Origin of the sequence: Flavobacterium chungangensis (assembly GCF_042654045.1) — a bacterium.
GTDB classification, from domain to species: Bacteria; Bacteroidota; Bacteroidia; order Flavobacteriales; family Flavobacteriaceae; genus Flavobacterium; species Flavobacterium chungangensis.
Window position 1 is genome coordinate 174,051 of record NZ_JBHSFY010000005.1, and the last position, 21,321, is coordinate 195,371.

The 21,321-nt window shown below is 34.3% G+C and carries 21 protein-coding genes; 12 read left to right on the top strand and 9 right to left on the bottom strand.

Going from position 1 to position 21,321, the window contains the following annotated elements:
* Positions 1-154: 154 nt before the first annotated feature.
* Positions 155-1,363, bottom strand: a complete 1,209-nt coding sequence (locus ACFO3N_RS09870; protein ID WP_379797312.1) for an anhydro-N-acetylmuramic acid kinase — start codon at positions 1,361-1,363, stop codon at positions 155-157.
* A 322-nt stretch (positions 1,364-1,685) separates the two neighbouring features.
* On the opposite strand from ACFO3N_RS09870, the gene ACFO3N_RS09875 reads away from it, so the two are divergent.
* The 3 genes from ACFO3N_RS09875 to ACFO3N_RS09885 are packed head-to-tail and all read left to right on the top strand — an operon-like array spanning position 1,686 to position 3,607.
* Positions 1,686-2,243, top strand: coding sequence for a LemA family protein (locus ACFO3N_RS09875; RefSeq protein WP_379797314.1), 558 nt, complete (start codon positions 1,686-1,688; stop codon positions 2,241-2,243).
* The gene (locus tag ACFO3N_RS09880; protein WP_379797316.1) at positions 2,243-3,199 is read left to right on the top strand and encodes a DUF3137 domain-containing protein; all 957 of its coding nucleotides are present in this window, start codon (positions 2,243-2,245) and stop codon (positions 3,197-3,199) included. The genes ACFO3N_RS09875 and ACFO3N_RS09880 overlap by 1 nt, the downstream gene beginning before the upstream one ends.
* A gap of 33 nt (positions 3,200-3,232) precedes the next feature.
* Positions 3,233-3,607 carry a hypothetical protein gene (locus tag ACFO3N_RS09885; RefSeq protein WP_379797318.1) on the top strand — a complete coding sequence of 125 codons (375 nt, stop codon included), beginning with the start codon at positions 3,233-3,235 and terminating at the stop codon, positions 3,605-3,607.
* An 86-nt stretch (positions 3,608-3,693) separates the two neighbouring features.
* On the opposite strand, the gene ACFO3N_RS09890 is transcribed toward ACFO3N_RS09885, so the two are convergent.
* Positions 3,694-3,927 (bottom strand): hypothetical protein, encoded by a 234-nt coding sequence (locus ACFO3N_RS09890; protein WP_066035086.1) that lies wholly within the window; start codon positions 3,925-3,927, stop codon positions 3,694-3,696.
* A 186-nt stretch (positions 3,928-4,113) separates the two neighbouring features.
* Positions 4,114-4,458 carry a hypothetical protein gene (locus tag ACFO3N_RS09895; protein WP_379797321.1) on the bottom strand — a complete coding sequence of 115 codons (345 nt, stop codon included), beginning with the start codon at positions 4,456-4,458 and terminating at the stop codon, positions 4,114-4,116.
* Positions 4,459-4,702: 244 nt separating this feature from the next.
* Between ACFO3N_RS09895 and ACFO3N_RS09900 the strand changes: the two genes are divergently transcribed.
* Positions 4,703-5,143 (top strand): DUF6896 domain-containing protein, encoded by a 441-nt coding sequence (locus ACFO3N_RS09900; protein WP_379797324.1) that lies wholly within the window; start codon positions 4,703-4,705, stop codon positions 5,141-5,143.
* Positions 5,144-5,147: 4 nt separating this feature from the next.
* Here ACFO3N_RS09900 and ACFO3N_RS09905 read toward each other — a convergent pair whose 3' ends face one another.
* Positions 5,148-5,507 (bottom strand): hypothetical protein, encoded by a 360-nt coding sequence (locus ACFO3N_RS09905; RefSeq protein ID WP_379797326.1) that lies wholly within the window; start codon positions 5,505-5,507, stop codon positions 5,148-5,150.
* Positions 5,508-5,828: 321 nt separating this feature from the next.
* Positions 5,829-6,641, bottom strand: a complete 813-nt coding sequence (locus ACFO3N_RS09910; RefSeq protein WP_379797328.1) for a mechanosensitive ion channel family protein — start codon at positions 6,639-6,641, stop codon at positions 5,829-5,831.
* Positions 6,642-6,839: 198 nt separating this feature from the next.
* Between ACFO3N_RS09910 and ACFO3N_RS09915 the strand changes: the two genes are divergently transcribed.
* The gene (locus tag ACFO3N_RS09915; protein ID WP_379797330.1) at positions 6,840-9,746 is read left to right on the top strand and encodes an FAD-binding and (Fe-S)-binding domain-containing protein; all 2,907 of its coding nucleotides are present in this window, start codon (positions 6,840-6,842) and stop codon (positions 9,744-9,746) included.
* 240 nt (positions 9,747-9,986) lie between these two features.
* On the opposite strand, the gene ACFO3N_RS09920 is transcribed toward ACFO3N_RS09915, so the two are convergent.
* Positions 9,987-11,147: a Gfo/Idh/MocA family protein gene (locus ACFO3N_RS09920; RefSeq protein WP_379797332.1), complete on the bottom strand. Its 1,161-nt coding sequence runs from the start codon at positions 11,145-11,147 to the stop codon at positions 9,987-9,989.
* A gap of 385 nt (positions 11,148-11,532) precedes the next feature.
* Here ACFO3N_RS09920 and ACFO3N_RS09925 point away from each other — a divergent pair, with 385 nt between their 5' ends.
* Together ACFO3N_RS09925 and ACFO3N_RS09930 are read left to right on the top strand one after the other, a co-directional pair.
* Positions 11,533-13,467 (top strand): amino acid permease, encoded by a 1,935-nt coding sequence (locus ACFO3N_RS09925; RefSeq protein ID WP_379797334.1) that lies wholly within the window; start codon positions 11,533-11,535, stop codon positions 13,465-13,467.
* 147 nt (positions 13,468-13,614) lie between these two features.
* Positions 13,615-14,709, top strand: coding sequence for a DUF695 domain-containing protein (locus ACFO3N_RS09930; RefSeq protein ID WP_379797336.1), 1,095 nt, complete (start codon positions 13,615-13,617; stop codon positions 14,707-14,709).
* 238 nt (positions 14,710-14,947) lie between these two features.
* Here ACFO3N_RS09930 and ACFO3N_RS09935 read toward each other — a convergent pair whose 3' ends face one another.
* Positions 14,948-16,192 (bottom strand): aminotransferase class I/II-fold pyridoxal phosphate-dependent enzyme, encoded by a 1,245-nt coding sequence (locus ACFO3N_RS09935; RefSeq protein ID WP_379797338.1) that lies wholly within the window; start codon positions 16,190-16,192, stop codon positions 14,948-14,950.
* 357 nt (positions 16,193-16,549) lie between these two features.
* Between ACFO3N_RS09935 and ACFO3N_RS09940 the strand changes: the two genes are divergently transcribed.
* The 4 genes from ACFO3N_RS09940 to lpdA all read left to right on the top strand — a co-directional run bounded on the left by ACFO3N_RS09940 (position 16,550) and on the right by lpdA (position 19,448).
* Positions 16,550-17,008 carry an Lrp/AsnC family transcriptional regulator gene (locus tag ACFO3N_RS09940; RefSeq protein WP_095931859.1) on the top strand — a complete coding sequence of 153 codons (459 nt, stop codon included), beginning with the start codon at positions 16,550-16,552 and terminating at the stop codon, positions 17,006-17,008.
* 132 nt (positions 17,009-17,140) lie between these two features.
* Positions 17,141-17,386, top strand: a complete 246-nt coding sequence (locus tag ACFO3N_RS09945) for a hypothetical protein (protein WP_379797340.1) — start codon at positions 17,141-17,143, stop codon at positions 17,384-17,386.
* Entirely contained in the window at positions 17,376-17,666 is a 291-nt protein-coding gene (locus ACFO3N_RS09950; protein WP_379797342.1) for a type II toxin-antitoxin system RelE/ParE family toxin, read from the top strand. Before ACFO3N_RS09945 ends, ACFO3N_RS09950 begins: the two co-directional genes overlap by 11 nt.
* A 378-nt stretch (positions 17,667-18,044) precedes the next feature.
* Complete coding sequence (gene lpdA / locus ACFO3N_RS09955) at positions 18,045-19,448, top strand: dihydrolipoyl dehydrogenase (RefSeq protein WP_320493890.1); 1,404 nt, start codon at positions 18,045-18,047, stop codon at positions 19,446-19,448.
* Between the two features lie 59 nt (positions 19,449-19,507).
* Here lpdA and ACFO3N_RS09960 read toward each other — a convergent pair whose 3' ends face one another.
* A complete protein-coding gene (locus tag ACFO3N_RS09960; RefSeq protein WP_379797344.1) occupies positions 19,508-20,161 on the bottom strand; it encodes a hypothetical protein in 654 nt (217 codons plus the stop codon).
* 179 nt (positions 20,162-20,340) lie between these two features.
* On the opposite strand from ACFO3N_RS09960, the gene ACFO3N_RS09965 reads away from it, so the two are divergent.
* The gene (locus tag ACFO3N_RS09965) at positions 20,341-20,883 is read left to right on the top strand and encodes a lipocalin family protein (RefSeq protein WP_379797346.1); all 543 of its coding nucleotides are present in this window, start codon (positions 20,341-20,343) and stop codon (positions 20,881-20,883) included.
* A 57-nt stretch (positions 20,884-20,940) separates the two neighbouring features.
* Here ACFO3N_RS09965 and ACFO3N_RS09970 read toward each other — a convergent pair whose 3' ends face one another.
* On the bottom strand, positions 20,941-21,315 hold the full coding sequence (locus ACFO3N_RS09970) for a DoxX family membrane protein (protein WP_095931855.1): 375 nt from the start codon (positions 21,313-21,315) through the stop codon (positions 20,941-20,943).
* Positions 21,316-21,321 lie beyond the last annotated feature (6 nt).

The window sequence follows — 21,321 nt, forward strand, 5'->3', positions numbered from 1 at the left end:
CACGAATTGTTTTTTTAGGATTGTGTATTTTTCCGTCACAAATTCACGAATTATTTTTAATGATTGAAGATAATCCAATCGGCATATTCCGTGTAATTAATCGCGCTTATTTCGCATAGATTAGCGCTAAATTCGTGAATTTGTGGCTATAATTTTAATCAGGAAACGAAATTTTCCCCATGGTTACCGATGGAATTCCTTTACTGTTTCCAAAATTGTAATCTCCTCCAGAAACGGTTTCGTTGGCCAAAAGCGCAAATAAAACAGCTTCTTTGGCATCACTTAAAATGCCCAAATCGTCGCTAGTATGAAACTGGCAAGGCAATAATTCTTTTAGCCATTTTACCAATAACGGATTATTCGTTCCGCCTCCAGACATATAAATATGAAAATCTTCTGCTGAAATAGGAGTGTTTTTTATGGTGAAAAAAATCGCTTCTGCAATAGTTTCAGCACTTAAACGTGTTAAAGTTGCCAGCAAATCTGATGCCGAAATATTTTCTAAGCCACATTTTACCAAAGCCGACTGCACAAAATCGAAATTAAACAGCTCTTGACCAATTGATTTTGGAAAACTTTTTTGGAAGAAATCATCTTTTTTAAGTTCGTTTAAAAGTTCTTGATTTACAGTTCCTTGTTGCGCAATTTCAGCATCTTTATCGTAACTTTTTTCAGGGAAATAATGTTTGGTAAAAATGTCGATTAACGTATTTGCAGTTCCAGTATCGGTTACAAAAACTTCCTCGGCGTTTAGAGAGGCTGGGAGATAAGTATAATTCCCGATGCCGCCCATATTGAGCATGATTCGGTTTTCGCCTTTTTTACCAAATAATAAATAATCGCCATAAACCGCCAAAGGAGCGCCTTCGCCACCCGCTGCAACGTGTTTTTGTCTGAAATCTGAAAGTGTGATAATTCCCGTTTTTACCGCAATATGATCTCCGTCTCCAATTTGCAAAGTTGCGTTTGGAAATTTTTCCTGCTGATGCAAAAACTTCGGAGCGTGTAAAACGGTTTGTCCGTGAGAAGCGATTAAATCTACTTCGCTTGACGAAATATTCCATTTAGAAAGACAATCGTTAATCATGCCGCTATGCAATATTCCGATCCATTCGTTTAACAAAGCCAAATGCTGAAAATCGATTGTTTTCTTTGCAAATACTTTTCTGATTTCGTTTTTAATGTCTTCAGAATAAGAAATGGTTTCAAATTCTAGGATTTTCACATTCGTATTTTCGCCAGAACCAGAAACAGCGCATAAAGCAATATCAAGTCCGTCGAGAGAAGTTCCAGACATTAGACCAAGAATTTTTCTAGTTTCTTTTTGAGCTATAGTATAGAGTGCGATTATATTTTTATTCATTTAAAATGAGGGTTTATAGTAGTCAGTTTATTGATAACGCTAAAATGGGATTATTTCGGATATAAATTTAGAAAATTGTGAAATTTTATTTTAAACACATAGAAACATAGTTTGTTTTACGGTAAAAGGCGTTTAGCTTGTTTAAACAAACATAACCAGTGGTTTCAACCACTGGAAACGTATCGTAAATTATATTGTGTTCCAGTGGTTGAAACCACTGGCTATATTAAAAAAAATGTGTTTAAACAAAATGATAACTAGCAGATAAAACTTACATCTCTTTTTATATATTTGCCCATAACCAATTCAAAAAAAATACACCATGATTGTTATTCTAGGACTTATCGTATTCCTTCTTATTGTTGGAATTGTCATCTACAATTCACTTATCGGAAAAAGAAATCAAGTTACCAATGCGTTTTCGGCGATTGATGTAATGCTAAAAAAACGTTTCGATTTGATTCCGAATCTTGTTGAAGTTGTAAAACAATACACAAATTACGAACAAAGCACATTAACTAAAATTGTTGAGCTTCGTGCTAGAGCAACTTCTGGGAATTTAACAGATGAAGAAAAAGCAAGTTTGGATACTGAATTAAGTTCGGCTGTAAAAGGTTTAATGGTAACAGTTGAAAATTATCCTGATTTAAAAGCCAATACCAATTTCTTAAATCTTCAAACAACTTGGACAGAAAGCGAAGAGCAAATTGCAGCAGCAAGAAGGACTTATAATGCTTCTGTAACAGATTATAACAACGCAATTATGATGTTTCCTGGTAATATGTTTGCGGGAATGTTGGGTTACACTAAAATTGATGTTTTAGAAACACCAGAAGAAGAACGTAAAAATATTAGTGCAAAAGAACTATTTAATAATTAATGGATTCAGAAATAAATTCGAAAGCAAAGTTGCAAGACATTCTGAATAGCTTAGAAGTTGATCGAAAAAAAATAGCCGAAACCTATCAAACCTGTTACATTTTAATTGGACTTGCAGTGTTGATTTTGGCTATTGGATTAATCATTCGATTTGTTCCTTTGGGGATTATTGGCTGTTTGGTTCCTATAATTATTGCCATTGTAATGTATTTCAGAATAGAAGACGATGCTGTAAAATACAAGTTGACTTATAAAATGAACGTTGTTGGAGCGGCGTTAAAAGACATTAACGAGACGCTGACTATAACGCCGCAAAGCGGACTTCCAGAATATGAATTTATAAGTTCGGAACTTTTTACAACAAGACCAGATCGCTATAAAACACAGGATTTAATAAGCGGAATAGTTGATAAAACCTCTTTTTGGTTTGCCGAAGTCCACGCCGAGTATAAAACGGAAACTCGAACTAAAAACGGAACAAAAACAACTTGGCATACGATTTTTAAAGGAATTGTTTTTGTAGCTGATTTTAATAAAAATTTTAATGTTTCGACTGTTGTGCGTCCAAAAGGTATAGCAGATGCCATTGGTTCATGGTTTTCGAAAAACGTTTTCAGTTTCGGTAACTCCGAGTTAGTACAATTAGAAAATACAGTCTTTGACGAAATATTTGTTACCTATTCTAAAAATCAAATCGAAGCGCGATATATTTTGACGCCTGCCATGATGGAAAGAATTTTGGATTTAAATAACAAATGTGATGAAACAATTTCGATCTCGTTTATACATTCTAAAATGTATATCGCTTTTCCGCTATCTCACAATTACTTTGAAGCACCAATTCATTCTTCACTTTTAGCGTCTGATTTACTTACTGATGATCTTTCGATTGTTCAGTTTATGCAGGATATTGTTCATGAATTGGATTTGAATACTAGGATTTGGGGGAAGGGGTAAAAAACAAATTTTGTTAGATATAAAATTTAGAATTTGAGCAGATTTGAAAATATAGATTGGAAGTTAGATGACTTAGCAAATAAGCTTAATGCGCAATTGACTAGAGATAGACCCGATTATCCTCAAAATCTGAGAACATTTGAAGAAAGAAGAATTGATTGGATAGACAATGGCATAATGAAGGCTATTATAATTCAACCTAATTTTGAAGTTAATGGTGTAAATTCTAATATTTGGAATTTTATTAATGTTGCTATTTTTGATGATGGTTATTCGTTTTCAAGGCCAAAATGGATTAGCATATTAGTTGATAAGAAAGATTTTTCTCTTATTGAAGATAATATTGACGAATTGCTTTTAAAGTCAGAAGAAAATTTGTTGAATATTTCATTTAAAGATTTAATGTAATTTTAGGTCTAATAGTAAAAATCAATGAACTAATTATGTTATAAAAAACCTCGATTAAAAAATCGAGGTTTTTCTTTTTTAAAACTCTATTCCACCTCCAAATAAGGATTTAAAGTTTCAGCCAATTCATTGAGCCAGTAAAAGCTGTCTCTTAATTTGATGATTTCGCTTTGAAATGTTTCATGTTCGCTCAAAACGCATAAAGCGAGTGTGAAATTTACTTGTCTTAAAGTTTTAGCCATTTCAACAGGATCGATTCTGTCGTTGAAAAAATTCAAAAGCTTGATTTCGGTTTGTTTTGAAATTGTGTTGGTACTCATAATCTTTGTGTTTAGGAAAAGAACCCGCGTAGCTAAGGTGTCCTACGCCACAAAGTGCGTTGCAGTTGTTTCCAATACCGCCACCATACCACACGGGCAAAAGTTTTTTTGATATCATATTTCTTTGTGTTTAGGATTGTAAAGATATCAAAAAATATTTTCAAAGTAAGAAAAAGACTATATTTTTTATTGTGATAAATAATCTCTCCAAGCTTCTACTATAATTTTAAAATGTGAAGTTGGTAAAGTAAAATCAGGCTTAATAGTGTTATCGAATTCCCAAGCTTCCATATCTTGGTATATTTTAGTTTCTAAAATAGTTATATCAGCAAAATATAAACTTTGAGTTTGTCCTCCGGCTTTTTCTATTTCGCCATTAAGAACTTTATGTATGTTTTTGTTTAAAAGTCTTTCAGTTTCTTCAATAGTATAATGATCATTAATATAAGCGGATAGCCAAGTATTAATACTATGGATTTGTTTTTCAAATGTATTAACGAATTTTACTTCATATCGATTTATTATATCCATGATTTAATTAATAGCATTACAAATATAGATTAAATATAAAACGATATTTTGAGAAATGATAAGTTCAGTAAGATTTACAGGCAGTTTGTCATTTTGAGGAACGAGAAATCACACGCGGGATTCCGCAAACATAATCGACAATCTATGTGGTTACGAGTGTGATTTCTCCCTTCGGTCGAAATGACAAGATTGAGGGATTTCTTTTGAAAATAGAATTATTAGATTTAGATTTGAACTACAAATTATGATCGAAAAAATCTTAACAGACTACATTACATTTATCAGAAGCTTCGAAGCTTTATTAAAAGATAAATATCAAAAAAATATAAATCCATGTTTGTTTTCAATTACTTTTTTTGAAAGAGTGGGTTCAATTAACGGAATTGAATATTATTTTCACGGAAGTGGATGCACTGCAAAAAAAGATGGAGTTATCTATGCTTACGATATTTCAATTTTTGAAAAGGATATAATCGAATTTTCTCAATGGAATCTTACTGAACTTATAAGAACTCATCCAGAATATCAGAAATTAAATTATAGTGAAGATTATATCGAGTATGAACTTTACCAACTTATAAATAAAGGGATTTTAGAATGGTTAACTTTCGAAAGAATTGAAGGAAAAGCTTTTGGGTGTGTTTTTAAATGTTATAGAGTTGTTCAGGAAGCGTTTTTTGTTTGAAGAATTAATCTAATCCATATCTTTTTACCATTTTTTGGTAATATTCATCATCCGTTAGTTTTCCTCCATTAATTATTTTATTATCTGAGTCATACTCGTAAAAGCATAATGTAGTTTCTCCAACTGATAATGAAGTTCTGATTAGTTGTCCATTTTCATTGTATTCATTATCCCAACCTAAATGACTTCCATTTTTATATTCTATCTCATTTTGAACTGTTTCATTTGGAAATTTATCTAATACTAAATATCCAGTATAAAAAACTCCATTATGTAGTATTTTACGATATCCGTCATCGTCCCATCCACCATATTGAATTTGATCAAGATCGATTCTTAATTTATGAGGTTGTTTTAAACTCATTTGTTTTGTTTTTTATTGATTTTCTAATCTAAAATTTGACAAAAAAATATAGGTAAATATAAAACGTTATTTTGAGAAAAGATAAGCGGATGTAAATTTCCAACTAGTTTGTCATTTCGAGGAACGAGAAATCACACGCGGGATTCCGCAAAGAGAATCGCCAATCTTTGTCGAGCTACTTGCGAAGATTTCTCCTTACGTCGAAATGACAAGATTGGGGAGATTTGTTGTGGGAATATTAGGTTTCATAAGCCTTCGACTACGCTCAGGGTGACAATTGGGAAACCTAAGAACCTTAGTGCCTCAGTATCTTAGAACCTTTTATTTAAGCACAAATTCATTCTCCTTCAGTTTATTCAAAACCACAGCAATTATCTTAGAACGACATTCTGAATTTTCGGTTGTTGAGGCGGTTTTAACCCAATATCGAATATTAAGCTGAATAATACCACCAGGAATAACATCGGTAATTACGGCGGCGTTTTCGTGGTCTTTTTGGGTTACCTCTTCGCTGTTTCCTAGAATTTCTTTTACAAGTTCGATGGCTCGGGTATAATCAGAACCATATTCGAGTCCGACGGTGAAAGTCTGGAGCAGAAAACCTTCGCTGTTGTAGTTAATTAAGGTATTTTTTATAAGAAGTGCGTTTGGAATGTAAATAATTTTAGAATCGCTTTTTACTTCGGTGTCACGAAGGTTGAGGTTGATGACTTCGCCTTTTACGCCGTTGCTTTCGATAATATCGCCAATAGAAAACGGACGTTTGAAAGCGAGCAGAATTCCAGCAAGAAAATTTTCTCCAATATCTTTAAGCGCAAAACCAATTACAAAAGCCGAGATTCCCGCTCCGGCAAGCATACTTTGTGCAACGCCTTCGAGACCAATAATTCGGAACATAAACAAGATTCCGATAATAATTAAAACCGATTTAATTAAACGTGCAATAAAAACCGCCAAAAGACGATCGTGCATTTTAGCTTTGAGTCGGTTTCCTGCAAAAATGCCAATACGGCTCGCGATAAACCATGAAACGAGAACGACCAAAATGGCCAAAATAAATTTTGGTGTAAGATCAACAATGCTATTGTAGTAACCTTCGAGGTGGCTGATGACGTCCTGAAAGAAATTTTCCATATTAATAAGGCGTAAAAAAGTAAAATTTTAAAATTACCTTTTTAGTAAAACAAAAGCTTTACAGGATTCTCTCAGAATTTTATAAAATATAATGGAGTTGTTAGATAAATTCATAAAATAGAATCGTTTTGCCCTGTGATATTTTTATCTTTGTCGTCTGAGTTTTTCAGGAAATATTTTTATAAAAAGCACATTTACATGTTGACCCAATCTCATTTAGAGCAATTAGCCGCTAGTCTCGAAGGCACACTTTTATTCGATGAGCTTCATAAAACGCTTTATTCTACAGATGCTTCGGTGTACCGAATTAAGCCTAATGCGGTGGCAATTCCTAAAACGACTGAAGATATTGCCAAACTGATTCAATTTGCGGCAAAACATAAGCTGTCGATTACGCCAAGAACTGCGGGAACTTCGCTAGCAGGACAAGCAGTAGGAGACGGATTGGTGGTTGATGTGTCGAAGCATTTTACAAAAATCATTTCATACAATGCCGAAAAGAAAACGGTTACGGTTCAGCCAGGCGTAATTCGCGATGAGCTGAATTTATTCTTAAAACCTCACGGCGTTTTTTTTGCTCCGATTACATCAACGTCAAACCGCGCGATGATTGGCGGAATGGTGGGGAATAACTCTTCGGGAACAACTTCGATTCGATATGGTGTTACACGCGATAAAATTGCTGAGGTAAAAGCACTTTTAAGCGACGGTTCTGAAGTGGTTTTTAAAGACCTGACTTCGGCTGAATTTATCGAAAAAACAAAAGGTGATTCTTTAGAAAATAAAATATACAAAACGATTTACGACGAGCTTAGTATAAAAGAAGCTCAGGAAGAAATTGTAAAAGAGTTTCCGAAACCTGAAATTCATAGAAGAAATACAGGTTATGCCGTTGATATTCTGCTGAAATCGGAATTATTTGGCGGAACTGAACCCACAATAAATCTTGGAAAATTGCTTTGCGGAAGCGAAGGAACGCTAGCTTTTACAACCGAAGTGACGCTGAAAGTTGACGATCTGCCACCGCCTCACAGTATTATGGTTGTTGGGCATTATCATACCATTCAAGAATCTCTAGAGTCGGTTGTGGTGGCGATGAAACATCATTTGTACACTTGCGAAATGATCGACGACACGATTTTGGATTGTACTAAAACCAATCGTGAGCACATTAAAAACCGTTTCTTTTTGGTTGGAGAACCAAAAGCAATTATGTTGTTTGAAGTCGCATCGCACACTTTAGAAGATGCCGAAAAACAAGCCGATGCTTTGATTGCCGATTTAGAGAAAAATAATTTTGGTTACGCTCGAGTAAAAATCTACGGAAATGATATTGATAAAGCCAATGAATTGAGAAAAGCAGGTCTTGGACTTTTAGGAAGTATTGTAGGCGATGATAAAGCAGCAGATTCGATTGAAGATACAGCGGTAGAATTGAGCGATTTGCCAGCATATATTGCTGAATTTTCGGCAATGATGTTAAGACACGGACAGGAAGCGATTTATTACGCGCATGCGGGTGCGGGAGAATTGCATCTTCGTCCGGTTTTGAATTTGAAGAAAACATCTGATTTAAAATTGTTCAGAACCATTGCGACTGAAGTAGCGCATTTGGTGAAAAAATACAGAGGCTCGTTAAGTGGTGAACACGGCGACGGAATTGTACGCGGTGAGTTTATTCCGTTTATGATTGGCGATAAGAATTACGAACTCTTGAAAAGAATCAAATTGGCATTCGATCCAAATTCGGTTTTGAATATTGGGAAGATTGTTAATGCCTTAAAAATGGACGAGAATCATCGTGTAGTTTCGGGAAGAGTAGAACCAGATATTAAAACGTTTCAAGATTTCTCAGATAGTTTAGGAATCTTGCGTGCAGCAGAAAAATGCAACGGTTCTGGAGATTGCCGAAAATTGCCCTCTGGCGGAGGAGCGATGTGTCCGAGTTATCGTGCAACGCGAAATGAAAAAGAAACGACTCGCGCAAGAGCCAATGCTTTGCGAGAATATTTAACGTATTCTGAAAAAGAAAACAAATTTGACCAGAAAGAATTATATGAAGTTTTTGAGTTGTGCGTAAGCTGTAAAGCCTGCGCAAGCGAATGTCCAAGTAATGTGGACGTTGCAACTTTGAAAGCGGAATTTTTATATCAATATCAAAAAGCAAACGGATTTTCTACTCGAAATAAGATTTTTGCCAACAATGCCAAATTGAACAAAATGGGAAGTAAATTCCCGTCGATTACGAATTTTATTTCGAATCAGTCTTTGGTGAAAAAAACAATGGGAATTGCGCCAGAAAGACAAGTTCCGTTATTGGCGAAAAAGACTTTTAGAAAATGGTACGCAAATAATAAACCGTCACAAAGAGATTTTCCGAATGGAAGATTGTATTTGTTTGTAGATGAATTCACGAATTATTATGATGTCAATATCGGAATCGATGCTTTCGAATTATTAACAAAATTAGGTTATCAGGTTTTGGTTGTCGATCATGAAGAAAGCGGAAGAACCTATCTTTCAAAAGGATTTTTGGAAGAAGCGAAGAAAATTGCCAATCATAATGTAAGTGTTTTTAAGGATTTGGTTTTAGGAAACGCACCTTTAATCGGAATTGAACCTTCGGCGATTTTGACTTTTAGAGATGAATATCTTCGTTTAGCGGATGATAAAGAAGCTGCGGAGAAATTATCTAGAAATGCTTTTACAATTGAAGAGTTCTTCAAAAAAGAAATCATAGATGGTAAAATCGCAGCCGATTCTTTTTCAGAAGAAAGTAAAGAAATTAAGATTCACGGACATTGCCACCAAAAATCGTTAAGTTCTGTTGAAGCAACTTTTGCAATGCTGAATCTGCCTAAAAATAATACGGTTACGATTTACAATTCTGGCTGTTGCGGAATGGCGGGTTCTTTTGGTTATGAAAAAGAACATTATCAAGTGAGTATGCAAATGGGTGAGGATACTTTATTTCCTAAAGTGCGTAACACTGCCGAAAATGTAAAAATCGCCGCTGCAGGAACAAGCTGTCGCCATCAAATTTATGATGGAACAAAACGTGAAGCGCAGCATCCAGTGAGTATTTTGAGAAGCTGTTTGAAGTAATTTAACCACAAAGTTCGCAAAGAATTACGCAAAGAGCGCTAAGATTTTTTTGCCACAGATTAAAGGATTAAAACAATTTTTATTTCACGCAGATTTTACAGATTTAAGCAGATAATCGCAGATTATTAGTTATCTCTGGTTTAAAATTAAATCTGCCTAAATCTGTAAAATCTGCGTGAAAAATTATTTAGATAAAGATTGGAAAAATCGTTTTAATCCTTTTAATCTGTGGCAAAATAACTATTTCAAACTAACTTTTTTGCCAGTTTCAGCGGCTTTATAAATGGCGTTTATGATCTTTACATCTTTAATTCCTTCTTCGCCTGTAATATGATTTGGGAGTTTTTGGTTTGCTAGAATGACTTTAGAAATCTCATCCATTTGGGTTTGCTGTTGGTTTATAACAGGAAAATTAAATGGTTTTCCATCAGACCTTTTACCAACAAAAGGACCATAACTGACAGCAGGACTCATTTCAAAGAAACCTTCATCTGCGGCAGCGTAAAAACGATCAATTCCAAAACCACACGAACTGCTGCAATTGGCAACAGCGCCACTCGGAAATTCCATTTGCCAAGTGATATTTTCTTCAACTTGAGAAAACATATTTTTGTTATTGACATGTCCAAATTGTGCAGTAACGGCAATTGGTTCTTCGCCTAAAACATAACGCGAAACCTGAATGCAATAAATTCCTAAATTAATCAAACAACCGCCGCCGGCCCATTTTTTAGTCAGTCTCCATTCTTTGCGGGCGTTTAGATCAACAGGTTTATTTATGTCACGAACATCATAAGTACTATAACCCAGACCAGTTTCAATATAACGAACTTGTCCCAAGACTTTTTCTTGTCCCAATCGTTTTATTTCTAGATGATTTGGTTCGTAATGCAGTCGATATCCCATTGCCAATTGCACATTATTATCGTTGCAGGTTTTGATCATTTCTTCACAATCTTCAGCAGTAATAGCCATTGGTTTTTCGACAATAACATGTTTTCCAGCTTTTGCAGCGCGAACGGTAAATTCTTTATGAAGTGCGTTTGGAGTCACAACATAAACTAAATCAATGTCTTTGTTTTTTATGATTGAATCGAAATTTTCGTAATTATAGATATTCTTTTCAGGAATGTTATATTTCTTTTTCCATACTTCAGCTTTAGAAGGGGTTCCGGTGACAATTCCAGTAAGCTGGCAGTATTCAGAAACCTGAAGACCTTCAGCTAATAATGACGCATAGTTTCCTAAACCGCACAAAGCAATATTTAATTTTTTTCCGGTGTAAGGTTTATGAACCTTTTCTGTTTCGGTCATAAAAGAAGGAAGTGTAGTCATCACAACCGAAGCGCCAACACCAAGTCCAAATTTATTTACAAAAGAACGTCTCGTGATTTTTCCCATAAAAATGATTCTTTAAAAATTAAATACTACTTGTATTAGTAAGCTCATTTTGATAAATGTTACATTTGTGTTTAAAATAGATTTAACCGCAAAGAGAGCAAAGGATTACGCAAAGTTCACAAAGATTTTATTTCTCTCGCAGATTTGATTTTAAAATCTACATAAATATTTTCATCACAACAAAAATCTGCATTATCTGTGAAATCTGCGTGAGAAAATTTATAAGACAAAGATTTGAAAAAATAATTCGTGAATTCGCGGCGAAAAAAAACGCCAGAAAAACAAAATGGTTTTATATATTTGAAATCAGGATATTTTTTGCATTATTTGCAAAATAAAACCAGAACAACTGAATTAAATCAATTAATAATAGCAAAAAACATATATGGCATTTTCAAGTTTATTCCGAAAAAAAACAGTGCAGGATATTCTGAAACAGGTTGCAAAAAATGAGGCAGATGGACATGGAGCATTAGGAAAGCACCTTACAACCAAAGATTTAACTGCTTTCGGAATTGCTGCAATTGTAGGTGCGGGGATTTTCAGCACTATCGGAAAAGCAAGTGCAGATGGAGGACCAGCCGTAATATTTTTGTTCCTTTTTACTGCTCTTGCCTGTAGTTTTGCAGCTTTTGCTTATGCCGAATTTGCATCAATGGTTCCTGTTTCTGGAAGTGCCTACACGTATTCGTATGTGGCTTTTGGAGAACTAATTGCCTGGATTATCGGATGGGCTTTAATCATGGAATATGCCGTTGGAAACATAACCGTGGCCATATCGTGGAGTGATTATTTTACAGGGCTTCTCCAGAGTGGCGGCATTCATTTACCACAATGGATTCAGATGGATTATTTAACCGCTTCAAACGGATATAATGATGCCGAAGCTTTAATGCGTGGCGGAAAATCATTCGAAAATTTAAGCACAGCTTTACAGCAAGCGCACACCGCTTGGACAACGGCGCCTACGTTAGGGTCATTTCATTTTGTAACCGATATTCCGGCTTTGTTCATTATTATTTTGATTACGGCTTTGGTTTATAGAGGAATGAAAGAATCTCGTAATGCAAGTAACTTAATGGTGGTTGTAAAACTTTGTGTAGTTCTTTTAGTGATTGCTGTTGGTGTATTTTATGTAGATACTGCAAACTGGGATCCTTTTGCACCAAATGGGGTTGGAGGGGTTTTAAAAGGAGTATCTGCAGTTTTCTTCGCTTATATTGGTTTTGATGCTATTTCGACAACGGCAGAAGAATGTAAAAATCCGCAACGTGATTTACCACGCGGAATGATGTGGGCAATTATTATTTGTACGATTCTTTATATTGCAATTGCTTTGGTTTTAACCGGAATGGTAAAATATCACGAATTAAATGTTGGAGATCCTTTAGCATTTGTTTTCGATAAATTAGACTTAAAATGGATGTCAGGAATTATTGCTGTAAGTGCAGTTGTGGCAATGGCGAGCGTTTTATTGGTGTTCCAAATGGGACAGCCTCGTATCTGGATGAGTATGAGCCGTGACGGGTTATTACCAAAGAAATTCTCAACTGTTCATCCAAAATTCAAAACACCTTCTTTTGCCACTATTGTAACAGGTTTTGTAGTTGCAGTTCCAGCATTATTTTTAAACTTAACAATGGTTACCGATTTATGCAGTATCGGAACTTTATTTGCTTTTGTATTAGTTTGTGCTGGAGTTTTAGTTTTACAAAACAAACCTGAAATTCCAAGAGGAAAATTCAAAACGCCTTACATCAATTCGAAGTTTATTCTGCCAGTTTTAATGATTGCCGGATTGTATTATGCTTTTGCTTTCAACAATAAAGCGACAATGGCTTTTATTAATAATGAACCTCAAATTTACGATGCAACTTCAATTGTAACTTCTTTGGACAAATCAGAATCTGAAAAAGTTTTCAAATATTTAGAAAGTATCGAAGTAAACAATAAAACGGCCGAAACTTCAGATTTAGAACATTTATTAGGACAATATCAAGACGACGAAGCAAAATATGTCGAAGTTGTAAAAGGTTTGCCAATTGCTGATTCAGCAAAATACGAATCAGGTTTCAGTTTATTCAAACACAAAATTCCAATGTGGATTTTCTTATTTGTCTTGGTTGGATTAGCGGTTTGGGCTTTCAGAAAAAATCTTTCTTTAATTCCACTTTTAGGATTAATCTGCTGTCTTTACATGATGGCCGAATTAAGCGTTTGGAACTGGATTTATTTTACCGTTTGGTTACTAATTGGGCTATTTATTTACTTTACTTATAGTAGAAAAAACAGTAAATTGAATACTGAAATTATCAGTTAAAAGTAAAAAGAGATATGTAAAAAGCCGTTCTAAATACTTCAGAACGGCTTTTTTTATTTTTGATGTTTTATAGAAATATTCTTATGTTTTAAATTGGCTTTTCCTTAAGTTTGTTTCAGTAAAATTTTAAAATATAATTTGTAATAAATGAGTTTTCTTGATAAAATATTGGGCAAAAATGATGCTCCAATACAATCTAATAATGACTTCTGGAATTGGTTTTTAAAACAGGAAAAAGAGTTTTTTAAAATCGTTAAAAACAGAGAAAATATTCACCAAGGTTTTTTTGAAAAATTAGCTCCAAAATTAGACGAGATTCACTTCGGAATTTATTTCTTAACTGGCATGTTTGACGACAATACAGTTGAATTAATCTTAACACCAGATGGTGCAATCAGAAATATTTACGCCATTGAAGAATTAGTAAATGCAGCACCACAAATTGATGGCTGGAAAATTACGGCATTAAAACCTTCATCAGATATTCAAAATATTGGTATCGATTATGAAAACTTTAATTTCGATAAAGATAATTTAAAGTTTTATCCGAATGTTCATGAAGATTATCCAGACGAAATAGATTTAATAATTGTCTATGATGATTTTGTAGAAGAAAAAAGAGCGGCGGTAACCAATGGAGTTTATATTTTCTTAGATAATTATTTAGGCGAATTGCATTCGGTTACTTTAATTGATAATATGAAAGTAGTTGGTCCAGATGCTATTTCAGAAGAATTAATTCCGATTGAAAAATTAAAAGATTATTTAATTTGGAGAGAAAAAGAATTCGTCGAAAAATACGAAGGGACAAGACATAATACAGAAAATGATAACTATTCAGGTTTTGAAGCAACTGCAAAAGATGGAAGTGGCATCATCGGATTAATGAACACAGATCTTTTGCAATGGGATAAAAAAGCATCTCATCCGTGGGTATTTATTATTACCATTCTTTTTGATGGAAGCAATAATAACGGAATGCCAGATAAAGAAACTTATGAGTTATTAAACGAAATAGAAGATGAAGTTGTAGTAGACCTTAAAGACATGGAAGGTTATTTAAATGTAGGAAGGGAAACACTGGCAAACAGGAGGGAAATCTTTTTTGCCTGCAAAGACTTTAGAAAGCCAACAAAAGTGGCAGATGAATTAATTAAAAAACACGCTGGTTCATTCGAAATAAGTTACGAAATCTACAAAGACAAATACTGGCAAACGTTTAGACATTACGAGCCAAGATAAAGTACAAAAAGCCGTTTTGAGACTATTCAAAACGGCTTTTTTTCGATAAAAAAATCCGCTTAGAGAAAATCTCCAGCGGATTCAAACAATCTAATAAAAAATGTGCAAATTTATTTATAGAGTAATGTTTGCCTTTATTGCGAGTGATTTTCTCGCGCAGATTTTGCAGATTAACAGCTCCTTTTTATAACCCTATTAATAAATCGGCATAATCAGCCAAATCTGCGAGAGAAAAAGCTTAGCGAATCTCTGTGAAAACTTCTTTGTGAATCTCTGCGGAATGTAAAACTCCAACATCAACCATACATTGTTTCATCATTTCGTAAGTACGATCAATATCGTTATCCAATCCAATAGAAAAGCGAATCAAACCATCTGTTAATCCCATTTCTTTTTGCTCTTCTAACGGAATTTCACTAGAAGTTGAAGTTCCCGGTGCGCTGAATAACGTTTTATAAAAACCTAAACTTACTGCCAAATACCCAAGGTTTCGTTCTTGCATCAATTCCATTAATTCATTGGCTTTTTCCAAAGTTCCAACATCAATCGTTAGCATTCCGCCAAAACCATATTCAGGATTAATCATCGTTTTATACAATTCATGACTCGGGTGACTTTTCAATCCAGGATAAACCGTTTTTAAGCCGTCTTTTTCAAACTGATCAGCCAAATAATGTGCATTATGACTATGCTGTTTAATTCTAATATGAAGCGTTCTCAAATTTTTCATCACACTTGCAGAACGCAAACTATCCATTGTAGGACCTAAAAGCATACTTGCGCCAGAATTTACATTCTTCAGCGAATTAATAAATTCTTTAGACGCACAAGTAACACCGCCAACGGTATCACTGCTTCCGTTAATGTATTTCGTCAAACTATGAATTACAATATCAGCGCCCAATTTTGCAGGAGAAACCGATAATGGCGAAAATGTATTATCTACAACCAATTTCAAATTGTGCTTTTTGGCAATTTTAGCCAATCCAGCAATATCAGCAACTTCCAGAAGTGGATTACTAACCGTTTCGCAATACAAAACCTTCGTTTTCGATGTAATTGTAGCTTCTACAACATCCAGTTTTGTAATATCAACAAAGCTTGTTTCTATCCCGAATCTTGGCGTAAAGTTTTTTAAGAAAGCGTAAGTTCCGCCATAAATAGTTCGGCTCGAAACAATATGGTCACCTGCCCCGCACAATTGCAAAAGAGTAGGCGTAATCGCTCCCATTCCCGAAGCCGAAACATTTGCTGTTTCTGTTCCTTCCATCGCTGCCAAAGCCTGATCCAAATACAAATTACTTGGCGAGGAATGGCGCGAATACAAATAACAGCCTTCCATATTTCCTTCAAAAGTGTCAAACATAGTTTTAGCCGAAAGAAAAGTATAAGTAGAAGAATCCGAAATCGACGGATTTACACCGCCGAATTCGCCAAAATATTGCAAATCCTGAATTTTATCTGCTGGGTTGAAGTTTTTCATTTTTAGTTAGTTTCAAGTTTTTATTTGTTTGCTTCGCCCGTTCGGCTTTCAGCCTCGGGTCAAGTTTCAGGTTGTTTGAGCCTTGTGTTGATTTTTAGAAGCTATTTCCTGCTATCCGTTCCAATCTTTTGTGCCGAACCCCGGCACAAAAGGATTTCCACTTCTATCAGGGCTAGGACTCTTGTTTTCAAAAGAAATTCTATCCAAAATAAGATCTAATAAGAAAATTAATCAATCATAAAATGAATAATTAGATTTTAAAACTATAAAAAGTGTTTTTTAATGATTTTTAATCTAAATTTGAATTAATAAAACCCAATCAATAGATTTTCTTTCATCTTCTAAAAACGAACAAAAATGACTTTAGACGCTACAGATAAAAAACTTCTGGTTTTGCTTCAAACCGACAGTAAAAAAACAACCAAAGAATTATCCTTAAAACTTGATCTTTCTGTTACAGCGGTATATGAAAGAATTAAAAAATTAGAACGCGAAGGGGTAATTAAAAACTACGTCGCCTTAGTCGATAAATCCAAAATTGAGAAAGGGTTTGTGGTTTTTTGCCATCTAAAACTCATTCAGCATACCAAAGAATTCCTAACCAAATTTGAAAGTGAAGTAATTAAACTCAACGAAGTTTTAGAATGCCATCACGTAAGCGGAGATTACGATTATATTTTGAAAGTTCTAGTGAAGGATATGGAAGCCTACAGGGAATTTTTGGTTACAAAACTCACAAGTTTACAGCATATTGGAAGCACCCAAAGTATGTTTATGATTAGCGAAGTGAAGAACTCAACGGTAATTTCTTTTTGAGATACTAAGATTCTAAGATTTTTCGTAGAGACGCACTGCAGTGCGTCTAACATTACGTTAAATGCACAAACGTAAAACATTAACAAAATTCAAAGCTAAAAAAACTTAAATTTGAGTTTAAATACAAACGAAATGGAAACGAAAGAATTAAGACGTAAGCTTATCAAAGATTTTGGAAAGTTCATAGACGACGATTCAAAATTAGAAATTTTAGAGAGCGTTTTTGATGCCTTAAGTGATGAGGAGAAAGAGTCAGTTATTCCCGGTTCGCATTACAATTTAGTTGCCGAACAAAGAGAAAAATATCTTTCAGGTGAAATAGAGGCAAGCTCGTGGGAAGAAACAGAGAAACGTTTGAATGCAAAATATGGTTTTTAAAATTACAATTTTACCATTAGCAGAAAAAGAAATTGAAGAGTCTATTGAATTTTACGAAAGCAGAAGCAGAGGTTTAGGAAAGCAATTTCTAACTTATTTAAAATCTTATCTCAAAGTTTTAAAAACAAATCCAGAATTATTTGAAATTAGAAAGCAACCAAGTTATAGAGAAATGACTTTGGTTAAATTTCCATTTGTTATTATTTATGAGATCATTGGAAGTGAAATAATTATTTATTCAATATTTCATACTTCAAGAAATCCAGAAAGAAAACCTTAGTAAAGAGGGACAAAGTTACAGAGAGACAAAGTTTCAAAGGTTTTCTGTAGAGACGCACAGCAGTGAGTCTAACGTCCTGTTTGTCATCCTGAGGAACGAAGGATCACACGCGAAACTCTACAAAGATTTGCGATTTTGCATGCGGAGCTTCTAGTGTGATCCTTCGTTCCTCAGGATGACAAGCATGGGCATAAACTTTGCGACTCTGCGTCTTTGCGAGATTAAAAAAACAAAAAACTTAGCGACCTTTGCGTAATTCTTAGCGCCCTTTGCGGTAAAACCTTCCTCCAAAATTTCACACAAAAAACATTGAAAATTAAACCTCAAACAGAACTTTATTCCTTAATTTTGTAACCGCTAAAATAAAAACAAAATACTATGAGTTCATTTGACGTAGTCATTATAGGTTCAGGTCCTGGAGGATATGTATCAGCAATTCGTTGCGCACAATTAGGTTTTAAAACTGCAATTGTAGAAAAATATAATTCATTAGGCGGAACTTGCCTTAACGTAGGTTGTATTCCTTCAAAAGCATTATTATCTTCTTCTCATCATTATGCTGAAATTGCTCATTTCGCAGATCACGGAATCGAAGTTTCTGGAGATGTAAAAATCAATTTAGAGAAAATGATCGCGCGCAAACAAGCCGTTGTAGATCAAACTGTAGGTGGTATTAACTACTTAATGGATAAAAATAAAATTACTGTTTTCAATGGTTTAGGTTCTTTTGTAGATGCAACGCATATTGCAGTTGCAAAAGCTGACGGAACTTCAGAAACTATCGAAGCAAAATATACTGTAATTGCTACAGGATCAAAACCATCTTCTTTACCATTCATTAAAATTGATAAAGAAAGAATCATTACTTCTACTGAAGCTTTAGCTTTAAAAGAAGTTCCAAAACACTTAGTAATCATCGGTGGTGGAGTTATCGGAATCGAGCTTGGACAAGTTTACCTTCGTTTAGGAGCTCAGGTTTCTGTAGTAGAATTCATGGATAGAATCATTCCAGGAATGGATAGTTCTTTATCTAAAGAATTGACTAAAGTATTGAAAAAACAAGGAATGAAATTCTACGTTTCTCACAAAGTAAAATCAGTAGAAAGAAACGGCGATGCTGTTGTAGTTCAAGCTGAAAATGCAAAAGGAGAAACAATCACTCTTGAAGGAGATTATTCATTAGTTTCTGTTGGTCGTCGTCCTTACACAGACGGACTAAACGCAGACAAAGCTGGAGTGAAAATTTCAGACAGAGGACAAGTTGAAGTAAACGATCATTTGCAAACTAGCGTTCCAAATATCTACGCAATTGGTGACGTTGTTCGTGGAGCAATGTTAGCGCACAAAGCGGAAGAAGAAGGAGTAATGGTTGCTGAAATTTTAGCAGGTCAAAAACCACATATCGATTATAACTTAATTCCTGGTGTAGTTTACACTTGGCCAGAAGTTGCTGCGGTTGGACAAACTGAAGAGCAATTGAAAGCTGCTGGAGTAAAATACAAATCGGGAAGTTTCCCATTCAAAGCGTTAGGACGTGCAAGAGCAAGTGCTGACTTAGACGGATTCGTAAAAATTCTTGCTGATGAGAAAACAGATGAGGTTTTAGGAGTTCACATGATTGGTGCTCGTACAGCAGATTTAATTGCTGAAGCAGTTACTGCAATGGAATTCAAAGCTTCTGCTGAAGATATTTCTAGAATGAGCCACGCACACCCGACTTTCGCGGAAGCGGTAAAAGAAGCAGCTTTGGCAGCTACTGAAAATAGAGCGTTACACGTATAATTTTTACGTTAATCATAAAAGAAAAACCGTCAGTTCCAAATGGATTCTGACGGTTTTTTTTATTCTTTTATTAATTTGAAAGTATAATAGGTTTCTTTGTTTTTGGAATAAACGCTATAAATGTTTTCTTCTTCATCATAAATCTTGTATCGATATTTGTCACCTTTCACACTTAGGTTTTTTCGTGACAGATTATTACTTTCAATAAACTCAAGTTCAAATTCGCAATTGCTTCTTTTTTTATACAACAACTTTGAGAAAGTATTATCACCGAATTTTTCTATCCAAAGATTTCCATTTATAGTTACCTCGACTTTTTTTCCTCTTTCTTCCCAGTAGTGAAATTTTTTGCTTTCGTCAAAAGTATTGCATTGCTCCTTAGATACATGACCTATAGGCTTTTCGTTTTGCATTCCCCAGTCATTGTGTATAGAATCTTTAGGGAAAAGCGCATTAAATTCGTTACAGTTTTTTTGAAGACGATAAATCATTTTTTCAAAAGCCTTTCGCTGTGCGATCGTATCTTTAAATTTTGCCAAAAAAGGTATGACATGAGATTTATTAATGCTATGCAGTCTTATTTCATCATTTAAAATTTTGTTTTCAGCCAATGACTGGCATATTTCGTTATTTAAAGAATCTACTGTTTGTATCGTTTGAGATTGGCTAGTAAAAGAAAATAAAATAAAAAATAGTAGTAGATGAATTCTCATTTTTGAGTTATTGATTGTGTGCCAAATTTAATGGTTTGTAACCCAAGTTGTGAAATCTTTATCAAAATTTTAAACATCTCTTATTTTTTGTGGCCTAAAAATATAAACTTGGAGAATAATTTTGTAAATTAGATGTGTATTTCAGGTGTTATCTTTATGATTATTAAAAAGATAGTATTATGAAAAGTAAATATATCGCTCCGATTCTAATTGGAGCAGGAATTGGAATCGCATTGTACTCTTGTGGAAGCGGAATTCCAAAAAATGCACAGGCTGTAACAAACTTTGACAGCAATAAATATCTCGGAAAATGGTACGAAATTGCCAGATTAGATTACAAATGGGAGAGGGATTTGGATAACGTAACTGCCGAATATTCTTTAAACGAAGATAAAACTATAAAAGTCGATAATAAGGGCTATAATGTCAAAAAAGACAAATGGGAACAAAGTGTCGGGAAAGCTAGATTTGTCAAAAAAGACAATATTGGTATGCTGAAAGTCTCATTTTTTGGTCCTTTTTATTCTGGTTATAACGTCGTAGCAATCGATCCAGATTATAAATACGCACTTGTGGCTGGAGAAAGTTTAAAATACATGTGGATACTTTCTAGAGAAAAAACAATTCCGGAAAGTGTAAAAGCAGATTATCTTATCAAAGCTCAGGAAATTGGATATAATGTAACCGATTTGGTTTGGGTAAAACAGGATAAAGCGAATTAAACAAAAGCCCGTCAGGTATAAACTTGACGGGCTTTTTGTTTTAGGTTGAAAAATGATTTACGCAGTAAAAACACTTTTATAATTATCCCAGTATCTGTAAATCAAAAATAAATTTCCTATAAATAGAAGCACTGCAATTGGCAGACCATCGGGAGTTAAAAAATAATTGATAAACAAAATATTTACCGTAATTGGTAAGATCAAGATGTTTGCTAAAGTTACGTAACGTCCAGTTACAAATGCAATTCCACAAAGTAATTCGATAGATTTTGCTAGTGGCATTAAATACGTCGAAGCCATTAAACCGACATTAAATGCTTTGAAGTTTCCTGTAGTTTCAGGCTCTGGCATTAGATGGAAAAAATAACTGATAGAGGCAAAAAGTAGCAAAAGGCCAATTAAAACGCGGACAATAATAGTGGCAATTTTCATAATACT